We start from the raw sequence: 18680 nt of genomic DNA on the forward strand, positions 1-18680 counted from the left end.
CCGCCGCACCGCCCGCGCCCGGCGGGTGGCAGGACGGCCCCCGCCCGCTCCCCGCCGTCACCCCGCGCGCCGAGACCGCCACGCTGTACGACGACGAGCAGGGCGGCAACGCCAACGCGGACGACCCCGCGATCTGGCGCAATCCCGCCGCCCCGGACCGCAGCCTGGTGATCGCCACCGCCAAGGAGGGCGGGCTGCGGGTCTACGGTCTGGACGCCCGCCTGGTGCAGTCGCTGCCCGCGCCCGCCGCGCCCGGCCCCGACGACGCCCCGGGCCGCTTCAACAACGTCGACCTGGTGCACGGACTGCGGCTGTCCCCGGGCAGGACCGCTGACCTGGCGGTCACCTCCGACCGGGGCCACGACCGGCTGCGTATCCACCGCATCGACCCGTCCCGGCCCGGCGGCCCGCTGACCGACGTCACCGACCCGGCCGCGCCCCGGGTGTTCTCCGCCGACCAGGACGAGGTCAACGAGCAGGCGACGGCGTACGGCCTGGCCACCTGGACGGACCGCCGCAGCGGCCGTGCGTACGCCCTGGCCAGCCGGCGCGACCGCACCTCGGTCGCGCTGCTGGAGCTGCTCCCGACCCGGTCCGGCACCGTCACGTACCGCAAGGTCCGGAGCCTCGATCTGCCCTCCGTGTTCCGGCTGCCCGACGGCACGTCCTGGACGCCCTGCGGCGACCCGGGCGAGCTGCCCCAGGTCGAGGGGATGGTGGTCGACCCGGCCGACGGCACGCTCTACGCCGGCCAGGAGGACGTGGGCATCTGGCGCATGCCCGCCGACCTGCGGGGGAAGCCCGTGCTGGTCGACAAGGTCCGCGAGTACGGCGTGCCGGGGACGTACGACGAGGAGAGCGAGGAGTGCGCCCCCGGGAAGGACCCGGGCTTCGGCGGCACCCGGATCTCGGCCGACGTGGAGGGGCTGACCCTGCTCCCCGAGCGGAACGGCGACCGGTATCTGCTGGCCTCCAGCCAGGGCGACGACACCTTCGCCGCGTACGCCCGCCGGACGGACCGCGGGAACGGGGCCGACCGCGGGAACGGGGCCGGCCCCGAGAACCGGGCCCTCCCCCGGTACGCGGGCGGCTTCCGCGTGACGGCGGCCTCGGCGACGCTGGACGGGTCCGAGGTCTGCGACGGCGCGGCGGTACTGAACGAACCGCTCGGCAGCCGCTACCCGGGCGGCCTGCTCGTCGTCCAGGACGGCAGCGCCACCCCCGCGCCGGACGGACGGGAGGCCACCGGCTTCAAGTTCGTGGATCTGAGGAAGGTCCGGGGCGCGCTGGGCCTCACGGGCGCCGGTGGAGAAACCGGCGCGGAGAAAGTCGCCGAATAAATCGGTTGAACCGCGATCCGGGACGCTCCTAGGCTGTGGGCAGCGAAGAAAGGAGGTGTTCCGGAAGTGATTTCTTCTCGGACTCGTGAGGTGACTGCGGGCTGACGCCCGTTGTCGCGCTCTTTGCAGTGCATGGCCGGACGCCGGCCAATTCCCAGCAGTCACCGACCCGCAGGCTCGCCGGTAAGTCCGGCCGGCTCCTCTGTGCACGGAGGAACCAGAGCCTGCGGGTTTCTGCGTTTTCCGGCCCCGCACACCGCTCACGGCTCACCGGTCACTACTCACGGCTCACGGCGTCAGGGTCACGGGCAGAGTCGCTCCACCTGCCACTTCCCGGCGCCCGGCTCGCCGCTCTCCCTCACGTACCGCAGCCGGTCGTGCAGCCGGTTCTCGTGCCCCTGCCAGAACTCGATCGTCCCGGGTACCACCCGGAAGCCGCCCCAGTGCGGCGGGGCCGGGACCTTCTCGCCCTCGGGGTAGCGGGCGGCCAGCTCCTCGTACCGGCGGAGCAGCTCCTCGCGGGAGCCGACGACGGTCGACTGGGCGCTGGCCCACGCGCCGAGCTGGGAGCCGTGCGGGCGGGTGCGGAAGTAGCTGAGGGTCTCCTCGCGGGAGGTGCGGCGGGCGGTGCCGGTGACGATGACCTGGCGGGCCATCGGGTGCCAGGGGAAGAGCAGCGAGACGTACGGGTTGGCGGCCAGTTCGCGGCCCTTGCGGGAGTCGTAGTTCGTGAAGAAGACGAAGCCCCGGTCGTCGTACTGCTTGAGAAGCACGGTGCGCGAGGACGGACGGCCGTCCGGGGTGGCGGTGGAGACGATCATCGCGTTGGGCTCGTGCAGCACCCCGCCGGCGGCGACCTGGCGGAACCAGCGGGCGAACTGGTCCATCGGATCGGGGCTGAGGTCGCGCTCGGTGAAGTCCTCCGAGCGGTACTGCTCGCGCATCGCCGCCGGATCGGTGGTGGAATCGACAGGGGAGGGCATACGGGAGGGCACGGCGGAAGGAGCCTGATGGGTGGCGTGATCCGGTGCGGGCACAGCATGATCCGGAAGGGGCACGGAGTGATCTGGTGTGGGCACGGTCCCATCCTGCCGCAGCGGCCCAGTCTGCCCGGCGGGGAGGCCCCGTAACCACGCGTCGTCGAAATGGGGCCCTGTGCCGGATGTCACGCTTCCCCGCTCCCGGGGAACCCGCCAATATCTTGGGGCAGGCCCCTGTGTCCTTCGCGGTCCTCCGCCGTCCTTCGCACAGCAGCGGCCTTGCCGCCCGCCGCCCGCCGCCCGCCGCCCGCCGAACTGAGGGAGCCGCCTGATGTCCGACTTCGTACCCGGTCTTGAGGGAGTCGTCGCGTTCGAAACGGAGATCGCCGAACCGGACAAGGAAGGCGGTTCGCTCCGCTACCGCGGGGTCGACATCGAGGATCTCGTCGGCCATGTCTCGTTCGGAAACGTGTGGGGCCTGCTGGTGGACGGGGCGTTCGCCCCCGGGCTGCCGCCCGCCGAGCCGTTCCCGATCCCCGTCCACTCCGGTGACATCCGGGTCGACGTCCAGGCGGCGCTGGCGATGCTGGCGCCCGTCTGGGGCCTGAAGCCGCTGCTGGACATCGACGAGGCGACCGCCCGCGACGACCTGGCGCGGGCGGCCGTGATGGCGCTGTCCTACGTCGCCCAGTCGGCGCGCGGCCAGGGACGGCCGATGGTGCCGCAGAGCGAGATCGACAAGGCGCAGTCGGTGGTGGAGCGGTTCATGATCCGCTGGCGTGGCGAGCCGGACCCGAAGCATGTGAAGGCGGTCGACGCGTACTGGACGTCGGCGGCCGAGCACGGCATGAACGCCTCGACGTTCACGGCCCGGGTCATCGCCTCGACGGGCGCGGACGTCGCGGCCGCCCTGTCCGGCGCGGTGGGCGCCATGTCGGGCCCGCTGCACGGCGGCGCCCCGTCCCGGGTCCTCGGCATGATCGAGGAGATCGAGCGTACGGGCGACGCGAGCGCGTACGTGAAGCAGGCCCTGGACCGGGGCGAACGCCTGATGGGCTTCGGCCACCGCGTCTACCGCGCCGAGGACCCCCGCGCCCGCGTCCTGCGCCGCACGGCCCGCGAGCTGGCCGCCCCGCGCTTCGAGGTGGCGGAGGCGCTGGAGAAGGCGGCGCTGGAGGAGCTGCACGCACGGCGTCCGGACCGCGTCCTGGCGACGAACGTGGAGTTCTGGGCGGCGATCGTGCTGGACTTCGCGGAGGTCCCGGCGCACATGTTCACGTCGATGTTCACCTGTGCCCGTACGGCGGGCTGGTCGGCGCACATCCTGGAGCAGAAGCGCACGGGCCGTCTGGTGCGCCCCTCGGCGACGTACATCGGCCCGGGGACGCGGGACGCGCGCGAGATCGACGGGTACGACGCCATCGTCGCGGGGTGAGAGGGCTGCGGGTCCGGGGCTCCGGGGCGAAGCGCCGGGCCGCCCCGGAGCTTCCGGTTCAGCGCGTCCGGTTCAGAGCTTCCCGGACATGAAGGCCGTGCGGTGGCCGTCCAGTCGGCGGTCGAACTCCGCGAGGAAGGCCGGGGTGAGGTCGGGCCACCCCCAGAAGGTGAAGCCGAGGTTGCCGAACGCGAAGCAGCCGTCCATTCCGGTCCACTCGACGAGCGGGGACAACGCGTCGCAGTGCGCGCACCGCACGAGGCCCTCGCCTCCCTCGTCCCAGTCGGTGAGCGCCTCGGAGAACGGGTCCCAGGCACCGGGTATCTCTTCCCAGTCCTCCTCGTGGAACTCGACGTCCCGCTCGCAGCGCGGGCACCCGGCCGAGGCCGGATCGGCCCCCTGCCCGGCGTCGAACATGGTGCGGGTGACTTCGACGTCGAGCGGCCCGCCCTGCCACGGCTCGCCCCAGCCGGTGCTGTCGACGACCTCCCGCATACGCGGTCCCGGCGGATATCCAGGCCCCTTGCCGAGGACGAGTTCGGTGCGCTCGGGCCCGATGACGCCCTCGGCCACGAGCCAGGCGACGACCCGTGCGGCCAGCGGGGCCGCATCGGCCTCGGTGACGTCACGGTCGACGATGCTCTGGAAGTAATCCCCCACGGCTCCCCCTTCGGCCCCTGCGGCCCTCCGATTCCGATGGCCTCCACTCTGCCACCCGCCTCCGACAGTTCAGGCGCGCCCGTCCCGGCGGACGGCGATGACGTTGTCGGTCACGGTCGCCGTCTCGCCGCCGGGTCCGGTGGCGGTCCGCCGGGGCGCGTGGCACCGCTCGGTCCGCCATCCGTCGCCGAGCCGCAGGGACACGAGTACGTCGTCGGGGGCGGGGAAGCGTACGTCCTCGTGGCCGTCCCGCCAGGACCAGGGCGCGAGCGAGGCGTGCTCGACCAGCACCAGCAGGCCGCCGGGGGCGACGGCCTCGGCGGCGCGCCGGAGCACCTGGTCGCGGGGGATCTCCACAGGGGTGTGGAAATAGCTGGCGGTCACCAGGTCGAAGGTCCCCTCGGGGAAGGACCGGGCCAGGTCGTGCCGGCTCGGGTGGACGCGGTCGGCGAGCCCGGCGTCGGCGGCTCCGGCGGCGACCCGGCCCAGGGCGGTCGCCGAGACGTCGACGGCGGTGACGTCCCAGCCGAGCGAGGCGAGCCAGAGCGCGTCGCCGCCGTGCCCGCAGCCGAGGTCCAGTGCCCGTCCGCCGTCGCCCGGCGCGGGGGCCAGGGCGGTGACGACCTCGGCGAGGACGGCGTTGGGACGGGTGCCCCACCGCGCGTCCACGCCGGCGTAGTGGTTCTCCCAGAAGGTGGCGGAGTCGGTGGCGCCGGTGGTGTCGCTGCTCATGGCTGTTCCCTTTCATGCCCGTGGAGGCCGCTCCGGACGAGCCGCCCCGCTGGACAGGAAGGTGCGCCGCGTCCTGCCGCCCTTGCAAGCTCCCATGCCGTTTCGGCAACCTGGCAGACATGGCAGCCGAAGAAGACGCAGCACGACAGACACCCAAGGACACCGGGCCCACCGGCAACACCGGGACCACCCAAGCCACCAGGACCACCAGGACCACCAAGGGCGGCGTGCTGGCGGCGGTCGGTCCCCGCCTCAGGGACCTGCGGCGCAGGCACGGGATGACCCTGGCCGAGCTGGCCGAGCGGACCGGGATCAACGAGAGCACCCTGTCCCGCCTGGAGGGCGGCACGCGCAAGCCGACGCTGGAGTTGCTGCTGCCGCTGGCGGAGGTCCACGCGGTACCGCTGGACGAACTGGTGGGCGCGCCCCGAACGGGCGACCCGCGCATCCACCTCCGCCCGGTCACCCGCGAAGGCCTCACCTACGTACCGCTCAGCCGCCCCGGCGGGGTACAGGCCCACAAGCTGCTGATCCCGCCGGGACCGGACACCGAGCCGACCCTGCGGACCCACGAGGGCTTCGAGTGGCTGTACGTACTGGCCGGGCGACTGCGGCTGATCCTGGGCGACCGGACGCTGGTACTGAAGCCGGGCGAGGCGGCGGAGTTCGACACCCACGTGCCGCACTGGCTCGGCCCCGACGACAACCGGACGGTGGAACTCCTCGTCCTCTTCGGCCACCAGGGCGAGCGGGCCCACCTGAGGGCCCGCCAGGGGCCTTTGGGAGGATCAGCCGATGCGACCCACTGACGCGGCATCCGTTCGCCACTCCCGCTCGACCTGGCAACAGCCCTGTCCCGCACCGGCGTCGGCCGAACGCAGTGCCCTGACGGAAGCACTCTCGGAACGCATCCTGGCCGTCGGTCCGGGCCGCCTGCTCGTGGGCATCGACGGCTTCACGGCAGCGGGGAAGACGAGCTTCGGCCACGAACTGGCCGCGCACATAGCGGCGTCGGGCCGACCGGTGCTCCGGGCCACACTGGACGACTACAAGAACCCGTGGGAGGACCGCCACCTCTACGACCGGGAGTCGGGCGAGGGCTACTACCGCAACGCGTACGACTACGAAGCCGCCCGCCGCCTGCTGCTGGACCCCTGCCGGAACCCGGCGGCGGGGTCCTGCGCGCTGTGCTTCATCGACCCGCTGACGCAGAAGAACCACGCGACGGAATCGACGCCGCTCGCGGACAACACGGACTTCGCGCGACCGCGGCTGACCACGAGCTGACCCCACTGCTCTCCTTCGCGGGGTGATCGCTTCGGCCGGCGCGCAGGGCCGACAAATTCACGTGCCCCGCCGGCCAGGGCGCGCTAAGGTCGCCCGCATGAACGTCACCGGCCTCAGCACCACCGCGACCGCGCGAGCGACCAGCTCGCCGGTTGCCGCCGCCTGACTTCTCCTCCCCCCGGCGACCGGAAACGGTCCGTCGGCAGTGCTGTGGCGCCTCTGGCCCCGGCCGGGTGACCGAACGGGTCCCGTTCTCCGGCGCCTTCCCGCAGCACGCGAAGGAGCCACCCCCATGCGTACGGACCAGCTGGTCAGCACATTCGTCGACTACTACGAAGAGCGCGGCCATCGCCGCATCACCGGCTCGACCCTCCTGCCGCCCGACGGCGACCCCGTACTCTTCACCACCTCGGGCATGCACCCGCTCACTCCGTACCTGGAGGGCCGCCCCCACCCGCTGGGCCGGCGGCTGGTGAACGTACAGCGCTGCCTGCGCACCACGGACCTGGACGAGGTCGGGGACGCCACCCACCTGACGGTCTTCGAGATGCTCGGCACCTGGTCGCTGGGCGACTACGAGGGCCCGCGCAGCCTCGACTGGGGTTACGGGCTGCTCACCGAGGGCCTGGGCATCGATCCCGGCCTGCTGCACGCCACCGCCTTCGCCGGTGACGGCGGAACCGAACCGGACACGGCCTCTGTCGACCTGTGGCAGGGCCTCGGCGTCCCCGTGGAACTCACCGTGGAGGACAACTGGTGGCCCAACGACGGGGCCGGCCCCTGCGGCCCCGACTCGGAGATCTTCCTGTGGACCGGCGAAGGCCCGCCGCAGTCGACGCCCACTCGCGACGACCGCTGGGTCGAGGTGTGGAACCACGTCACGATGACCCACCGCCGCCTCGGCGACGGCTCCCTCGTCCCCCTCCCCCAACGCAACGTCGACACCGGCCTCGGCCTGGAGCGGCTGGCCGCCCTGCTCCAGGGCAAGTCGTCCGTCTTCGCATGCGACGTCTTCGACCCCTGGCGCCGCCTGGTGCCTGCCCTGTGGCCGCTGGACGAAACATCACTGCGCCTGGTCTGCGACCACCTGCGCTCAGCCGTCGTGGTGATCGGCGACGGCGTACGCCCGGCCAACACGGGGCGTGGCTATGTGCTGCGCCGCCTGGTACGACGGGTACTCACCGTGCTGTGGCGGGAAGATCCCTCGCGCAGTGTCGGGGACCTCCCGGAAGAACTGGTCCGGCACACCGTGGACCACTTCCGGCAGGACATGCGCCCGGGCGACGTGCTCCGGATGCTGCTCGAAGAGGAGCGCCGGTTCGGCCGGCTTCTGGAGCGCGGCCGAGGGGTACTCGCCAAGCCCCGGTTCCAAGGCCCGCTGACCGAGGAGGACTTCCACTACCTCCACGACACCCATGGCCTGCCGCGCGAGCTGGTGATGAGCCTGCGCGAGGAGTGAGGACGGCCGGATGCCGCGCCCCTGTGGGGGGGGAACGCGCCGACGGCACTGGCACTTGCGGATCGTGTGTGGAACGAGCGACGGCCGGACCTGGAAAGCAGGTCCGGCCGACTGTTGCTACGCCCGGCTGGGCCTGATGACCTCGTTCGGATTCCGCAGCCACACCTCCTGGCCTCGGTCGGTCACGGTGAGCCCGAACTGTTCGGCGTCGGGCCGCCCCACCGCTTCGTACTCCCACCAGGCTTGCTCGATCTCCTCCCACAGGAACCCGGGCCCGTACTGCCACACCTCCTCGCCCGTGGCGGCCGACGCAGCGCCCCCGTCCTCGCGGGTCACCCACACCTGAACTCCGTCATCGGTGTTCTTGTGGATGAGCCGCACACCGGGCAACCGCGCCCCCGCGAACAACGCGAACCCGAGGCCGAGAAGCCGGGCGGGATCCAGGCCTGCGGCACGGGCTCTTCCCCTTCCCCGCACCTCATGCAGGTCGGGGACGCGGTGGGCTCGCATCGGCATATACGTGGCCCCGCCGCAGAACGGGCCCACCGCCGTGCCGTCATCCTGGACACGGAGCTGGACCAGAGCACCGGACCAGAACTCCCGGGCCAGCGGAGCCACGACGACCCCGCCGGGGCGGACTTGTCGGAGCAGCCCGTACGGGACGTACCGCAGCGCGCAGGTGGCGATCAGCCGGTCCACCAGCCCCAGGCCGGGCCAGGGCTGTTCACCGTCCCCGACGCGCAGATGGGGCCGGTACCCGGCCTGCGCGAGGGCGTCGGCCGCCTGGCGGGCCACGACCGGGTCCAGCTCGACACTGTGGACCAGGTCGTCACCGAGCCGCTCGCAGAGCAGCGCCGCGACGTACCCGGTGCCGGTGCCGATCTCCAACACCCGCTGACCATCCTCGACATCGAGGAGCGTGAGCATCCGGGCGACCATCGAGGGCATCGAGTTCGACGACGTCGCGACACCCGGCCCGCCTACCGCTCCATCGTCGAGCTGCGTGACGACCGGCTCGTCGCTGTTCACCAGCGCCAGCCACGCATCCGTCCCCACCACCGGCTCACACCGGTCGGGCAGCTGACGCCAGACATCTGCCGGAACGAACCGGCTGCGCGGCACGGCCTCGAACACCTGCCGCCACCGGGCATCGAGCAGTCCACGATCAGCCAACTCCTGCACCAGCGCCGGGTACGTAGAAACCTCCCGCGCGGTGCTCACGACTGCGGGAAGCACTGGGGGCGGCTGCCGTCCGGAGACGGCTTCGGCTCCGAGGGCGGCGTCCACGGCTTGTCCGACGGAGGCCCGCCATGCTTCCCGGCCTCGGCCTGTACGGGGTTGGTGGTCATCGTTCATCTCCGCTGTTCTGTGGAACGGTTCGAATAGTGGGTCGGTGGTGCAGCCGGTAGATCCCGTACGGCGGAAAGACGACGACGCGACACGGACGACCGCTCTCGGCACAGGCCCGGCACAGCAGATCCCGGCCGTGAGCGGTGCGCCGTACGGCGGTGACAGGTGCGCGCCAACACGCTTCGCACGTACGGACATCCGCTGCCGAGAAGTTGATGCTCATCCGGCTTCCCGAAGAGCGGTGGCCGACGCGTGACACGGGCAGACACAGCCCGGCCGCAGGCAGAGGGCGTGCACGTCGGCCAGGTCCGTCACCAACGCACTGCGGCAGACAACGCCGTACGGACCGTCCGGCCCCGCCGACAGCCCATCCAGATCAGCCTCCGTCCCCTCGGCGGCCGCTGTCGGATCACCCCGCCACAGCAACGTCACGTCATGCTCCGGACAGTAAGCACCCGAATCGTCCTCGACCGGAAAGTCATGCACGCCACCCTCCACGAAACACCTCATCCGCGTCGGGCCTCCCGCCAGGCACGGCCGAGGTGAACAGAGGTCGGACAGGACACACCGGCGCGACAGGCGGCACAGCGCTGGGTGTGCCCGAGCCACATCCTGTACGTGGTGTCGTCGCTCTGTCTCCGGCTGCTCCTCGCGCGGCATGCCCCGGCATGCGGCTGGGCGATGAGCAGTTCCTCCACGAGCACGGGAATGGTCATCCGGTCTCCTCAACTACCTGTCTGGTGCGGACGGGTAGAGCATGGATGCCAGGACGAGGCCTGACTGCTACGGCGTGTAGCAGCAAGGCACGGTTCAGACCGCTCCGACCCAGTGGGCGAAGTGCGTCAACCTCTCGGCGTCAGAGCGATGGAAGCGACGTAGGTTCCGGGCGACCTCGCGCGCCCAGGGATGCTCGCGCGTGTGCTGCGGTGCCGCAGCACGTGCCATCCGAAGGCTGGTGAATGCCTCTTCGGGGCGACCTGCCCAATCCTGAGCCCTGGCGAGTTCAATGTAGAACCCACTGCGGCGCTCGGCCGGCAGATCGATGCCCGGTGTCCATGCCGCAGCGGCACGGAGAGCCCGGTCGGCGTGGCCAGGTCCGAGGCTGACCGCGACGGACACTTCGTGGATGCGGACACTTTCAGGCCCGAAGGCCGTGCCCAGGTAGCAGCCTTCTCGGCCGACTTGTTTACTCAGTTGTCGGGCATGCGCCAGGTGAGTGTCGGTCGCCCCTACGTTCTGGGCGCGACTCGCGATCACTGCGGCTCTCATATGAAGTGCGCCGCGAACGGCTGCCTGCGTGCGCCTGTCCGGTGGCGGCGCGGCCTCGATGGCCTGCTCCAGTGCTACCAGGCCGGCTGCGTGAGCGCGTGCGGCGAAGAACGTCTCGGTGCGAACGTATGAGGCGGTCGCCTGGACGAGGGGGTCCGCAGCACGGTCGGCTGCCCAGCGCATCAGGTCGATCAGGCGCGCGGAGAGGTCGTGTGCCCCGTGCTTGTAGGCGATGGCATCGGCGGTTCGAGCAGCAGAGGCCAACATCCGTGCGGCACCCTGGTGTTCGGCACCGGGCGCAGTGTGGACGTACCGAATCGCATCGGTCAGCAAACCGGGGATGACGGTGGCGATCCGGCCGTACTGGGCGGCGAGACGCCAGCCCACCGCCGTGGTGATTTCATCGGCCAGTTCTTCCGGCCCTCGCGCCGCCGGGCCCAGAGCCAGGTCGTATCCAGCGATCGCTTCCGACAGGGCGGGCAGGGCCCGGTGGACGCGTCGCTCCGTGCCGACGTGCTCCGTGCGCAGACGCGTGACGTCCACCTCAAGGGCGTCCGCGATCGCTTCGAGTACCTCGTCGCTGGGTCGGCGGGCACCTCGCTCGATGGCGCGAACCATGGCGTATGACACATGGGAGGCCGCCGCAAGTGCGGTTTGGGTGTACCGGTGTGCACGGCGGCAGGCGGCGATCCGCCTGCCGACCTCCTGCGGGCTGTCGGAAGACACCCACTGACCGTACTTGTGCGATGACGTTGGGAAACCTGATTCCTCTACTTTCCGGCGATCGTGGTGAGTTCTGTGAGCGACTGGATCACCCAGTCGGCAGTTGCGTGCACCTGGTCGTCAGCGCCCCACAGATGTCCCCAGGGGCCGCGGCGGATGTGTGCGGTGCGGAGCCCTGCCCTGGCGGCGGGGAACGTGTCGTTCGCGGGGTGATCGCCGATATACACGGTGTCTCCGGCGGGGGCACCGGACGCCTCCAGGACCTGTGCGAAGAACTCCGCCGAAGGCTTGGCGCAACCCCACTCCTCAGAGGTGGCCACCAGATCGGCCGGCAGGTCGAGCGCCCGCAGCAACTCGCCGGCGCGCAAGGTCTGGTTGCCTGCGACGACGACGCGCATCCCGAGGTGGCGTAGCTTCGCCAGCGCGGGGCGGGCGTCTTCGTACAGGTCGGACTCATCGAGGTGCTCACCTCGTCCGGCTGCCTCGCGGGCGGCGTATTCGGCCGAGATATCGATGCCCGGCTTCACCAGCTTCAGTGCTTCGGAGTTGTCGAGCCCCTGGGCGGTCACGGCGCCGACCAGGGCGGACAGAGTGTGTCTGGGCGTGCCGAGCCAGTCGGCCCAGGAACCCCAGTAGCGGTCGTCGCGGACGAGAGTCTCGCCTATGTCGAACACGAACGTCTTCACACGTCGAGCCTAAGGGCGGCAGTCAGGCATCGCGACATCCTCCCGGCCATGGGCCCGGGCTCCGTGGCACGATGCCCCGGTCGGCGCCAGGAAGCCTCTATTGGCTGCGCACCATCCTCGGAGAGGACAAGAAGTAAGCCCGGGCCCCGCGACTCCGCTTTCGAGATCGGGGCCCGAGACCCAGGACCCGAAATCCCAGACCCGAGATTCGGTACAGGCCCGTCACTCGTTCGGGCGTACTCGATCCACGCCCCGCCCCGAAGCTCGGGGGCCGAGTTTCAGGCTTCGGTATACGTGCCCCGGGATTCGAGCGCCTTCTCTAACCGGTGGTTAAAGGAAGGGGGTTGGGGAAATCTCTCCCACCTCCCCACCCCCGTAACGGCCAGCAAGTATGACTATTCGCGGCAGCTTGCAGCGGGCCATCCGCACTGCTTACGGTGCGAGAACCAAGCGACCCCGACACGGTGTTAGGCGCACCGGCCGGGGTCTCACCGCAAGATCACTCCCTTGGAAGGCGATCCCGTGGCTACTCCGCACCATAGCTCTGCCCTGCACGCCCCCGCACTCTCCGCCGCGTACCCGATGGCCAAGCCCGGCTACGGCAAACGCTCCGCGCCGGATCAACGCCCGCACACGCCGCACGACTTCGCCCTCCTGCCGACCCGTGAGCGGTACGTCGCCGGGTTCGTCGACCACCTCCCCGAGGGCGCGGCGATGAGCGTGAAGACCCTGGCCAAGCAACTCCCGCTCTACGGCCAGCAGGCCATCTCCACGGCCCTCAAAGCCCTCTCCGTCGCCGGGCATCTGCGGCGCGTACGGTGCACGGTCGGCGCGGGCGACGAGACCCGCTGGGCGTTCCGCACCTTCTGGTCCCGCACCGCCCGGGACAACGAGTGGTGGAACGCCTACCTCGCCGCCGAGAACACCCGGGCCGCCCGCCACGCACTCAAAGTGACGACCCCCTCCACCGTCGCCCCTCCGCCTCCCTGGGTTCCGGCCGAGGGCCCGCCGCCGCCCGCGCTGCCGGAGAGGCCTCGGGGAGAAGCTGCCCCGGACGCGCCGGAGCCGTCTCGCACGGACCCCGCCACAGAGCCTGCGGAGGCCTCAGCCCCCATCTCCGTACCGCACCAGTCCGTTCCGCACCAGCGCCCCCCGGCCGACCCTCCGGACACGGCACCCGCGCCGGGACCGGCCCCAAGCACTGCTGCGACGACGGCACGGCCGGGCCCGACGGCTGCGACCGCTGCGACTGCCTCGGCGGCTGCGACCGCACCCCACTCCCCCGCCTACCTCGCCCTCGCCCGGCTCGGCCGCAGGGACCATCGTCTGGGGCTGTCCGCCGACGACTGCGCCACCCTGGAAGCCCAGGCGGCGGAATGGCTCGCCCGGGGTGTGGACGCCGACTACCTGACCACTGCCCTCACCGCAGGGCTCCCCGCCCAGGTCGACAGCCCGCTCGGCTTCGTCCGCCGCCGCCTTACCGACAAGATCCCGCCCCGGCTGCTGCCTGCCGAGCAGGCGTCGCCCGCCGCGCCCGCCCGCCGCGTCCTGATGGAGTGCACCGACTGCGGCACTCCCGGACGCCCCGAGGCCCTCCCCGACGGGCTCTGCCGCCCCTGCCGGGCCGCCCACCACTCCGAGCCGGCCGATTCCCCGGTCGGTACCGCCGAGGCAGCGGCCGGTGCCCGAGACATCGGGGCATACATCGCGGGCCTCCGCGACCTACTCAAAGCCCCATAGAAGTCATCTCGTTCGTCGAACCCGCGGCAGCAGGCGCGGGCGATGCTGGTAATGCTGGTCAAGTGGTCGGCCTCGCGCTCGTAGCGGGTCGAGCCGTGCCGTCAGTGGCCTTTACGGCGCTCCACGTCGAAGCGGCGCAGCACCCGTACCAGATGCCACACTCCGGCCGCGCCTCCGGCCAGGGCTCCCCCCGCCCGTACGCCTTTGGACGCCGCGTCGGAGAGGTCCATCACGAGAGTGAGGGTCAGCGCGACGGCGAAGACCGCCGCGGCAAGGGCAGCAGCGGTCACCAGGGCAAAGGCGATCTCTACCGTCATCGCATCCTTTTCCCACCGCGACTCACGCCCCATGTCCATGCCGGAAGTCTCGCAGCACATTCACGCCCCGGCACCCGATTCGGACGGCGTCCGGCCCTCACCAGCCGGGGCACCCCTCCCATGGGGATCACTTCTCCGCCTTGCGCGGTGCGGCCGTCCTGGCGGCCCGCTCGATCTTCGCGCAGTAAGCCGCCCGGGCTTCCTCGTCGATCCGCTGCTCGTGCTCGGCGCGTACGCCGGTCCGGCCGTCGATGCGCTCGCGCAGGATGTCGGCGTGCCCGGCATGCCGGTTGGACTCGCCGAGAACATGGACCATGACGGCGAACAGGTTCGTGTTGGTGTGAGGCTGCGGCCACCACGGCACGTGGCCGGGGGCGTCGAGGGGAAGCTCGTTGATCGTCGCGTCCGAGTGTTCCCACGTGCGCCGGTAGAACCCGATGATCTGATCGCGGGTCTCGTCCTCGGCCGCCCACAGATCGCTGCCGTCGTGGTCCTGCCACCGGGGCAGCGGTTCCGGGGAAGGGCGGCCGAAGACCTCGCCGAAGTACCTGGCCTCGACACTGGCCACGTGTTTGACCAGGCCGAGGAGGTTGGTCCCGGTCGCTGTCAGAGGTCGGCGGGCGTCGTATGCGGACAGGCCGTCGAGCTTCCAGAGCAGCGCCTCGCGGTCCCGCCGCAGTCGCCCGTGCAGGTTGTCCTTCGCGAACTCATCGATCATGCGGCACGAGCCTGCCACGGGCCGCTCATGGTCTCAAGATCCCGTACGTGGCCCGCAAACGACTGGTCCGGCGATTCCCCGTGACTCCCCGGACCTGAGCCGGACCAGCTCACAGCCGCTTGAGCCCGACGTACTGGAGGGCTGCGAAGCCGCCGACCGTCAGGCTCTGCAGCACGATCCAGACCGCGCCGACGCCGGTCGGAGACAGCACGCCGGAGATCACCACCACCAGGCTGAGCACCACCCACAGCAGGTTCGCCACGATGACCGCCGTCAGTCCTGTGCGGTTGATCTCCTTCCGCGTCCCGATCGCGAGCACTCCCAGCGCGTAGAGGAGCAGGAACACCCCGACCGGGTACTGGACCGCCGTCGTGACGCCGAAGAAGGAGTCGAGGACCGTGGCGAGTGCCAGGTAGGCGATGCCGTTGAGGCCGGTGACCACGGCGTCCAGCTTGAGCGCCAGCCGCGCGAGACCGTCGGATCCCGTCGCCCTCGCGTAGGTAAGCCCGTCGTACCGCGTCGAAGCCATTGTCGAATTCCTCTCGTGCACCAGGGAGTCGCCCGGATACGGAAGCGGCCCCTCTGTGGGGCCTCCGAACAATGCTGAAGTTAGGCGGCCCCACGGGGGGCATCAATTACCTCCGAGGTAACCGGCCCGCCGCATCCGGCGGCCTGCGCTCACGGTCGAGGATTACCGTCCCGCGCCGCCCCTCGTGAAGGAGGTCCCCCGCAGGGGAGGCCCCTCGCAGGGCCCCATCACGAAGTCCGAGGCGTCGCTCCCGCATTCCCGTCGCCCTCGACATTGGCCACCATCTTGCGCAGTACCTTGAGCGCGGCCACGTACTCCTCGTCGCTGATGCCCTTGTGGACCACGGCGCGTACCTCGGTCGCCAGCTCACGGAGCCGCGCTCTGGCGGCCTCCCCGGCATCCGTGAGGTGCAGGCGCTGATCGTCATCGATGCCGAGCCACTCACGGTGGAGCAACTGGTCGACGACCCTGGCGATCTCGTGCGGCCCGTCGGCAAGGTGCGTCAGCTGCGCGACGACCTCTTCGCGGCTCGGCGCTGCGGGGCCGCCGTTCACGCGGTTGAGGACCCAGTACTGGGGCTGCGTGACGTCGATCTTGGCCATCGCGTCTCGCAGATGCCGCGTGACGGTCGCATGGGCCAGGCCGCTCCAGTAGCCGACCGGCTGGGTTGCCAGCATGTCATCGGTGGCGGCCGGGTTCGCCGGCGCCTGGTCGGTGGTGTTTGCCATCGGTGATTCCATGATCGCAACGCTAGGGTTCCGCGACGCGCCGAACAAACGGAATGCGGTGTTCATTTCGAACGCCGCATACACACCCTGGCGCTCCGGGCGAAGATCGTCATCCTGGCTGACCAAAGCCGGTGCGGATATGGGTGCGGATATGGGTGTGCATAGTGGGTGCGCACATAGTGCGGCCACCGCTGATCATCGGTCTGCGAGGACAAACAATCACGCGGTGGCCGGGGAGTACGGAGGCACTGCCTCGTGCGGTGCCGCCGACCTGCGGCGGCGGTGCGTCAGCTCTGTGCGGTGTCGTCGCCCGTCTGCCCCGTGCCCTCGGCCGCGCCGGTCTTCTCGCGCATCTTGCGCACCAGCTCCGCCTTCTGGTCGGCCGCGCTCCGGCGGTCGAGGTTGCGGTGCGGACCGTTGTTCTGCCGCTCGGCGCGGGACAGCTTCTTGCGCTGGCCGCCGCCCTGGCCCACGGGGTTGTTGATGTTCTTGCTCACGGTCATGGATTCTCCCGGTAAGGATGTGAAGTGATCTACGGATTCGCCGGTGGGGAACGGGCGGCGACGTCGAAGGACGTCAGCGGCGGCCCATCACGCTCTCACTCGTAAATCGGCGCCAGGAAGAACATGACAAAGACGTTACCCGGTTCCGTCACCCCCGCGCACCAACCCTTTCGCCGCCTCCGCGTCGGCCGGGCCTTCTGCGAGCGCGGGAAGGCCAGTGCCCCTCGGTGCCCCTCGCTGGTCGCCGCCGCGCCTACCGAGGCTCTGCGCAGCCAGGACCTCTCATCCTGGGCAGCGGGAAGCGGCTCTTCGCCGATGGCGGGAGCCTTCGACGCGTGACGCTCGCCGCAACGCGGTCGACACCGTCCGGCGTCCTGATCAACACCTGCCGCCGCCGCCCCGCTCAAGGGTGAGGCCTCATCGGCGATGATGTCCGGATGAGCCAGGAAGCCACGGACGTGAGTGCGGCGATCAACGGCGAGCTGCGGCTGATGGACCCCGCCGTACGTCTCTCCCGGCCGATCGCCGAGACGCTGCTCGACCCGGAGTTCGTCGAGGTCGGGGCCTCCGGAAGGCGGTGGACGTACGAGGAGATGCTCGCCGCGCTCCCCGACCTGGACGGCGGGGGCGCGGAAGGCCCGCGCTACGAGCCCTCCGGCATGACCGGGGTGGTGCTGGGGCCGGGGCTGGTGCACCTCACGTACGAGACCGTCATCGGCGGCGAGCGGGCCCGCCGGAGTTCGCTGTGGCGCAGGCGGGCCGGGGAGACGTCGTGGCGGATGTACTACCACCAGGCGACGCCCGTTCCGGTCCGGGAGAGCTCCGAGCACCCCTGAGCCGCGCGGCTCCGAACGAGTGGACTTCGCAGGGCGCGGCCGGGATGCGGTGCGGAGCCCGGGGGCCGGGTGGTGTCGTTGCCGTCGCTCCGCTCCCTCCCCTCCCGGAAGAGGCACCCCCTATGCGACGCTCCCCCACCCGACGTCTGTACGCCGCGATGCTGCTCGCGGCGTCCGTACTGGCCCCGATGGCCGTGGCTCCCGCCCCGGCGGTCCACGCCGCGGGCCTCGATCAGCACGGCCGAGCCGGCCAACACGGTCAGGACCACAGAAGCGGCCCGCACGGCGAGGACGACTGTCCGCCCGGCGGTCTCGGTCCCGAGCTGACCGCCAAGCTGGACAGGACCATCGAGGACGTCCGCGAGCAGGCCGGCATTCCCGGGGTCGTCGTCGGGCTGTGGATGCCGGGGAAGGGGAGTTACGTCCACGCGGGCGGCGTCGCCGACACGGCCACCCGTGAGCCGATGTCGGCCGACACCCGGATCCGGATCGGCAGTGAGACCAAGACGTTCACGGTCACCGCGCTGCTCCAACTCGTCGACGACAAGCTCGTCAAGCTGGACGACCCGATCTCCCGTTACGTCTCCGGCGTGCGCAACGGCGACCGGATCACGCTCCGCCAGCTCGCCGGGATGCGCAGCGGCCTGTTCCCGTACACCGCCGACGCGGACTTCGTGCACGACCTGCTGAGCGATCCGTACCGCTCGTTCACCCCGCGCGGCGTGCTCGCGTACGGCATGAAGCACAAGAACACCTTCAAGCCGGGCGCGGAGTTCCAGTACTCCAACTCCAACCTCGTCCTGCTCGGCCTGGTGATCGAGAAGGTCACCGGTCAGAAGCTCCGCCAGGTCATCCACGAGCGGGTGCTCCGCCCCGCCCACCTGCACAACACGCTCTTCCCGACCGGGGCCGAGTTCCCCGAGCCGCACGCCCGCGGCTACACCGACCAGACGCTGAGCGGCGAGACCGAGGACGCGACGGACTGGAACCCCAGCTGGGCGTGGGCCGCCGGGGCGATGATCTCCGATCTGCACGACCTGCGCCGCTGGGCCAAGGTCGTCGCCACCGGGGAGCTGCTGAGCCCCGCGACCCAGGCGCAGCGGCTCAAGACGCTTCCGACCGGGTTCCCGGGGCTCAGCTACGGCCTCGGCATCTTCGACGCCGACGGGTGGATCGGGCACAACGGTTCCCTGCCGGGGTACGAGACCGTGACCGTCTACCTGCCCTCGCAGAAAGCCACCATGGTCATCATGATCAACACGGATTCCCTGAGCGGGGGCCAGGAGCCGTCCACCCTGCTCGCCCGCGCGGTCACCCAGATCGCCACCCCGGACAACGTCTACGACGGCAGCGCCTCCCAGGAGCCGGCCGCTCCGGCCGCTCCCTGA

At 71.0% G+C, this 18680-nt stretch carries 20 protein-coding genes; 8 read left to right on the plus strand and 12 right to left on the minus strand.

The window, feature by feature from the left end; all coding sequences use genetic code 11:
* A partial coding sequence (locus tag CR470_RS16815; protein ID WP_107489472.1) for a phytase occupies positions 1-1340 on the plus strand: 1340 nt, incomplete at its 5' end.
* A 302-nt stretch (positions 1341-1642) separates the two neighbouring features.
* Here the strand turns inward: CR470_RS16815 and pdxH are convergent.
* Positions 1643-2284, minus strand: coding sequence for a pyridoxamine 5'-phosphate oxidase (gene pdxH, locus CR470_RS16820; protein ID WP_097868409.1), 642 nt, complete (start codon positions 2282-2284; stop codon positions 1643-1645).
* Positions 2285-2651: 367 nt separating this feature from the next.
* Here pdxH and CR470_RS16825 point away from each other — a divergent pair, with 367 nt between their 5' ends.
* Complete coding sequence (locus tag CR470_RS16825) at positions 2652-3755, plus strand: citrate synthase 2 (protein ID WP_097868410.1); 1104 nt, start codon at positions 2652-2654, stop codon at positions 3753-3755.
* 72 nt (positions 3756-3827) lie between these two features.
* Here the strand turns inward: CR470_RS16825 and CR470_RS16830 are convergent, their stop codons facing one another.
* Both CR470_RS16830 and CR470_RS16835 read right to left on the minus strand, forming a co-directional pair.
* A complete protein-coding gene (locus tag CR470_RS16830) occupies positions 3828-4415 on the minus strand; it encodes a hypothetical protein (RefSeq protein WP_097868411.1) in 588 nt (195 codons plus the stop codon).
* A 69-nt stretch (positions 4416-4484) separates the two neighbouring features.
* Positions 4485-5147: a class I SAM-dependent methyltransferase gene (locus CR470_RS16835; RefSeq protein ID WP_097868412.1), complete on the minus strand. Its 663-nt coding sequence runs from the start codon at positions 5145-5147 to the stop codon at positions 4485-4487.
* A gap of 119 nt (positions 5148-5266) precedes the next feature.
* Here CR470_RS16835 and CR470_RS16840 point away from each other — a divergent pair, with 119 nt between their 5' ends.
* The 3 genes from CR470_RS16840 (at position 5267) to CR470_RS16855 (ending at position 7893) form a co-directional block, all read left to right on the plus strand.
* Positions 5267-5956: a helix-turn-helix domain-containing protein gene (locus CR470_RS16840; RefSeq protein ID WP_097868413.1), complete on the plus strand. Its 690-nt coding sequence runs from the start codon at positions 5267-5269 to the stop codon at positions 5954-5956.
* The gene (locus CR470_RS16845; protein WP_257138723.1) at positions 5943-6434 is read left to right on the plus strand and encodes a hypothetical protein; all 492 of its coding nucleotides are present in this window, start codon (positions 5943-5945) and stop codon (positions 6432-6434) included. Before CR470_RS16840 ends, CR470_RS16845 begins: the two co-directional genes overlap by 14 nt.
* A 292-nt stretch (positions 6435-6726) precedes the next feature.
* Positions 6727-7893, plus strand: a complete 1167-nt coding sequence (locus CR470_RS16855; RefSeq protein WP_097868415.1) for an alanine--tRNA ligase-related protein — start codon at positions 6727-6729, stop codon at positions 7891-7893.
* Positions 7894-8010: 117 nt separating this feature from the next.
* On the opposite strand, the gene CR470_RS16860 is transcribed toward CR470_RS16855, so the two are convergent.
* The 4 genes from CR470_RS16860 to CR470_RS16880 form a co-directional block, all read right to left on the minus strand.
* On the minus strand, positions 8011-9129 hold the full coding sequence (locus tag CR470_RS16860; protein WP_373561417.1) for a methyltransferase domain-containing protein: 1119 nt from the start codon (positions 9127-9129) through the stop codon (positions 8011-8013).
* Positions 9111-9242, minus strand: coding sequence for a hypothetical protein (locus CR470_RS40535; RefSeq protein ID WP_257138728.1), 132 nt, complete (start codon positions 9240-9242; stop codon positions 9111-9113). Before CR470_RS40535 ends, CR470_RS16860 begins: the two co-directional genes overlap by 19 nt.
* Positions 9243-10053: 811 nt before the next feature.
* Positions 10054-11238, minus strand: coding sequence for a helix-turn-helix domain-containing protein (locus CR470_RS16875; protein WP_097868419.1), 1185 nt, complete (start codon positions 11236-11238; stop codon positions 10054-10056).
* Positions 11239-11282: 44 nt separating this feature from the next.
* Complete coding sequence (locus CR470_RS16880) at positions 11283-11921, minus strand: HAD family hydrolase (protein ID WP_097868420.1); 639 nt, start codon at positions 11919-11921, stop codon at positions 11283-11285.
* 522 nt (positions 11922-12443) lie between these two features.
* Between CR470_RS16880 and CR470_RS16885 the strand changes: the two genes are divergently transcribed.
* On the plus strand, positions 12444-13661 hold the full coding sequence (locus CR470_RS16885; protein WP_373561416.1) for a MarR family transcriptional regulator: 1218 nt from the start codon (positions 12444-12446) through the stop codon (positions 13659-13661).
* Positions 13662-13762: 101 nt separating this feature from the next.
* Here the strand turns inward: CR470_RS16885 and CR470_RS16890 are convergent, their stop codons facing one another.
* The 5 genes from CR470_RS16890 to CR470_RS16910 form a co-directional block, all read right to left on the minus strand.
* Positions 13763-14017, minus strand: coding sequence for a DUF6332 family protein (locus tag CR470_RS16890; protein ID WP_097868431.1), 255 nt, complete (start codon positions 14015-14017; stop codon positions 13763-13765).
* A gap of 88 nt (positions 14018-14105) precedes the next feature.
* The gene (locus CR470_RS16895; protein ID WP_097868422.1) at positions 14106-14696 is read right to left on the minus strand and encodes a DinB family protein; all 591 of its coding nucleotides are present in this window, start codon (positions 14694-14696) and stop codon (positions 14106-14108) included.
* A 109-nt stretch (positions 14697-14805) separates the two neighbouring features.
* Entirely contained in the window at positions 14806-15225 is a 420-nt protein-coding gene (locus tag CR470_RS16900) for a hypothetical protein (RefSeq protein ID WP_097868423.1), read from the minus strand.
* Between the two features lie 227 nt (positions 15226-15452).
* Entirely contained in the window at positions 15453-15965 is a 513-nt protein-coding gene (locus CR470_RS16905; protein WP_097868424.1) for a MarR family winged helix-turn-helix transcriptional regulator, read from the minus strand.
* A gap of 275 nt (positions 15966-16240) precedes the next feature.
* The gene (locus CR470_RS16910; RefSeq protein WP_007454046.1) at positions 16241-16456 is read right to left on the minus strand and encodes a DUF6243 family protein; all 216 of its coding nucleotides are present in this window, start codon (positions 16454-16456) and stop codon (positions 16241-16243) included.
* Positions 16457-16893: 437 nt separating this feature from the next.
* On the opposite strand from CR470_RS16910, the gene CR470_RS16920 reads away from it, so the two are divergent.
* Positions 16894-17292, plus strand: coding sequence for a nuclear transport factor 2 family protein (locus tag CR470_RS16920; protein ID WP_097868425.1), 399 nt, complete (start codon positions 16894-16896; stop codon positions 17290-17292).
* Positions 17293-17414: 122 nt separating this feature from the next.
* Positions 17415-18680, plus strand: coding sequence for a serine hydrolase domain-containing protein (locus CR470_RS16925; protein ID WP_097868426.1), 1266 nt, complete (start codon positions 17415-17417; stop codon positions 18678-18680).

The sequence above is a fragment of the Streptomyces sp. rh34 genome, from assembly GCF_002551245.1.
Taxonomy (GTDB): domain Bacteria; phylum Actinomycetota; class Actinomycetes; order Streptomycetales; family Streptomycetaceae; genus Streptomyces.

What these genes read in the sequence shown, in the direction of transcription:
- pdxH (WP_097868409.1), bottom strand. Translation starts at nt 2,284, where the DNA reads ATGCGCGAGCAGTACCGCTCGGAGGACTTCACCGAGCGCGACCTCAGC.
- CR470_RS16825 (WP_097868410.1), top strand. Translation starts at nt 2,652, where the DNA reads ATGTCCGACTTCGTACCCGGTCTTGAGGGAGTCGTCGCGTTCGAAACG.
- CR470_RS16835 (WP_097868412.1), bottom strand. Translation starts at nt 5,147, where the DNA reads ATGAGCAGCGACACCACCGGCGCCACCGACTCCGCCACCTTCTGGGAG.
- CR470_RS16840 (WP_097868413.1), top strand. Translation starts at nt 5,267, where the DNA reads ATGGCAGCCGAAGAAGACGCAGCACGACAGACACCCAAGGACACCGGG.
- CR470_RS16845 (WP_257138723.1), top strand. Translation starts at nt 5,943, where the DNA reads ATGCGACCCACTGACGCGGCATCCGTTCGCCACTCCCGCTCGACCTGG.
- CR470_RS16855 (WP_097868415.1), top strand. Translation starts at nt 6,727, where the DNA reads ATGCGTACGGACCAGCTGGTCAGCACATTCGTCGACTACTACGAAGAG.
- CR470_RS40535 (WP_257138728.1), bottom strand. Translation starts at nt 9,242, where the DNA reads ATGACCACCAACCCCGTACAGGCCGAGGCCGGGAAGCATGGCGGGCCT.
- CR470_RS16890 (WP_097868431.1), bottom strand. Translation starts at nt 14,017, where the DNA reads ATGGACATGGGGCGTGAGTCGCGGTGGGAAAAGGATGCGATGACGGTA.
- CR470_RS16895 (WP_097868422.1), bottom strand. Translation starts at nt 14,696, where the DNA reads ATGATCGATGAGTTCGCGAAGGACAACCTGCACGGGCGACTGCGGCGG.
- CR470_RS16900 (WP_097868423.1), bottom strand. Translation starts at nt 15,225, where the DNA reads ATGGCTTCGACGCGGTACGACGGGCTTACCTACGCGAGGGCGACGGGA.
- CR470_RS16905 (WP_097868424.1), bottom strand. Translation starts at nt 15,965, where the DNA reads ATGGAATCACCGATGGCAAACACCACCGACCAGGCGCCGGCGAACCCG.
- CR470_RS16910 (WP_007454046.1), bottom strand. Translation starts at nt 16,456, where the DNA reads ATGACCGTGAGCAAGAACATCAACAACCCCGTGGGCCAGGGCGGCGGC.
- CR470_RS16920 (WP_097868425.1), top strand. Translation starts at nt 16,894, where the DNA reads ATGAGCCAGGAAGCCACGGACGTGAGTGCGGCGATCAACGGCGAGCTG.
- CR470_RS16925 (WP_097868426.1), top strand. Translation starts at nt 17,415, where the DNA reads ATGCGACGCTCCCCCACCCGACGTCTGTACGCCGCGATGCTGCTCGCG.